The following is a 2,160-nucleotide window of genomic DNA, read 5'->3' as shown; positions in this document are numbered from 1 at the left end:
CGCCCAAAAGCAGTGGGGCAGACCTGAGCCTCTACGCCGTCCTGCGGCAACTGCAGTACCTACTCGCGACCTGGCTCGGGTTCTGCCCTCTCTGCCACCAACTCGTCCCAACCTAACAAAGCACTACTAGCAGCGCTGGGTTCCTGCGGGGGGACAGGCGACAGGTGGGTACGGCGCCCACCAGTAGCCCGGCGGTCAGCGGGTGGTGAATCCGCCGTCGATCGCGAGGGCCGCGCCGGTGATGAACGAGGCGTCGTCGCTCAGCAGGAACGCCACGAACGGGGCGATCTCCTCGGGCCGGGCGATGCGGTTCACCGGGTGCATCGCCGAGATCTGCGCGACCGCCTCGTCGCTGGTCAGCATCGAGGTGCGGGCCAGCGGCGTGTCGACCCCGCCGGTGGTGATGGCGTTGACCCGCACACCCTGTTCGGCCACTTCGAGTGCGGCGGCCCGGGTGAGGCCCACGACCGCGTGTTTGGCGGCGACGTACGGGGCGACGCCGGGTAGCGCGACGACTCCCATGTTGGAGGCGTTGTTGACGATCGCCCCACGGGTCTTGAGTACCTCCGGCATCTGGTGCTTGAGGCAGTTGAAGACGCTGGTGACGTTCTGGGTGATCTCAGCGTTCCAGTCGTCACCGTCGATGCTGTGCAGCGGGCCGGAGGCGTTGATGGAGCCGGCGTTGTTGAACGCCCCGTCCAGCCTGCCGAATTCGGAGAGTGCCGCCGCGACCAGTGCGGCGGCGTCGGCCTCGACGGAGACGTCGGCGGGAACGAAGAGCGCCCGGCCACCCGTGGCCCGGATGCTCTCGGCAGCCCCTTCACCGATGTCCTTACGACGGGCGCCGATGACGACGGCGGCGCCTTCCGACGCGAGTTGCCGCGCGACGGCGAGACCGATACCGGAGGAACCGCCGGTGACGACGAAAACCTTGGAGTCCAGACGGGAAGACATGGAAAGAACCTTTCGAGGAGAGGTGATACCGGGGTCGGCTGGGCCCGAAGCACGACCACCTCCATCAGCCTTCAGTACGACGGCAGCCGGGTCTGGCGTGTATCGGACCTCGCGTTGTGCCCGGTCACCCCGCCGGAAGCAGGCTGGATGCCGGGACGACGAGGCACCTGACAGCGACATGTCGGCCCGAGCACGAGACGCGTGAGGAGAACATCGACGGCTGCCGTCGCGTGGGGGAGCGCCGGACGCGAGGACATCCCCTGGCCGTCCACCCAACCGGCTCATGTGCCCTGGTGGTCGCGTCCACGGGGCACCCGGTTCACCATCCTGGTCCCCGTGCTCACCGAGACGAGTCGGCACGCCGGCCACGCCGACATCCTGCGCGAACAGCTCGAAGGCCTGACAGGGACAGCAGCCCGGCACACCAACGTCCGCGACGTGGCCTTCGGAGGAGGCCAGACACACCGCCCGTCGAGGTAGGCAACTGGTTCCACGTCCGCACCGACCCGGCGGACCCTCCGCTTCCTGGGCCCCGTCACCGGCGTACCGAAGGTGACGGGGCCCGGTTGCGAGTCAGCAGTACAGGTTGGCGCCAGCCGGAACCCCGAGCAGGCCGACGAACTGCTGGTACTTGGTCACGCGGCTCTGCACCTGGGCGGGGTTGCCGCCGTTGCATTCGATCGAGCCGTTGATGCTGCGGATGGTCTCGCCGAATCCGGCGCCGGTGACCATCGCGTTGTGGGCGGTCATGGTGCCGGGCCCGTTCTGGGTCATCCAGTACCAGATGGCGGTCTTCCAGGCCACCGCGGCGTCGTTCTGGACCAGCCAGGGGTTGGTCAGCAGGGGTAGCCCGAGGGCGTTGCCGGCGGCGTTGTAGTTGAAGTTCCAGCTCAGCTGGATCGGCCCGCGCCCGTAGTAGGCCGCCTGGCCGGCGGGGCAGCCGTAGGGTTGGCCGGCGTCGCAGTAGTGCGGGTAGTTCGCGGTGTTCTGCTCCACGATGTGGACGAGCCCGCCGGTCTCGTGGTGCACGTTCGCCAGGAAGGCCGCCGCCTCCTGCCGTTGCACCGTGGCGCTGCCGGTCTTGGTGAACGCGGGGTAGGCGCTGAGGGCGGCGACGAGGCCGGAGTACGTGTAGAAGGAGTTCCGGCTGGGGAACATCTGGTTGAACTGAGCCTCGGTGACCACGAAGTCGCCGGGGTTGGTGGG

3 protein-coding genes are annotated in these 2,160 nt (G+C 68.4%); 1 reads left to right on the top strand and 2 read right to left on the bottom strand.

All coding sequences use genetic code 11. The features are described 5' to 3' along the window. Nucleotides 1-195: 195 nt before the first annotated feature. Entirely contained in the window at nucleotides 196-954 is a 759-nt protein-coding gene (locus tag GSF22_RS33095) for an SDR family NAD(P)-dependent oxidoreductase (protein ID WP_208817839.1), read from the bottom strand. Nucleotides 955-1,155: 201 nt separating this feature from the next. Between GSF22_RS33095 and GSF22_RS35920 the strand changes: the two genes are divergently transcribed. Beyond that, nucleotides 1,156-1,434: a mycothiol transferase gene (locus GSF22_RS35920; RefSeq protein ID WP_307804512.1), complete on the top strand. Its 279-nt coding sequence runs from the start codon at nucleotides 1,156-1,158 to the stop codon at nucleotides 1,432-1,434. Nucleotides 1,435-1,527: 93 nt separating this feature from the next. On the opposite strand, the gene GSF22_RS33085 is transcribed toward GSF22_RS35920, so the two are convergent. Continuing rightward, nucleotides 1,528-2,160: chitinase (locus GSF22_RS33085; protein ID WP_244454578.1), on the bottom strand; the 633-nt coding region annotated here is incomplete at its 5' end.

This window comes from Micromonospora echinofusca, from assembly GCF_017614955.1.
GTDB classification, from domain to species: Bacteria; Actinomycetota; Actinomycetes; order Mycobacteriales; family Micromonosporaceae; genus Micromonospora; species Micromonospora echinofusca_A.
This window is presented reverse-complemented; position numbering and strand designations above follow the sequence as displayed.

Bases quoted from the DNA above. Each gene is read 5' to 3' on its own strand.
- GSF22_RS33095 (WP_208817839.1), bottom strand. From the start codon at position 954: ATGTCTTCCCGTCTGGACTCCAAGGTTTTCGTCGTCACCGGCGGTTCC.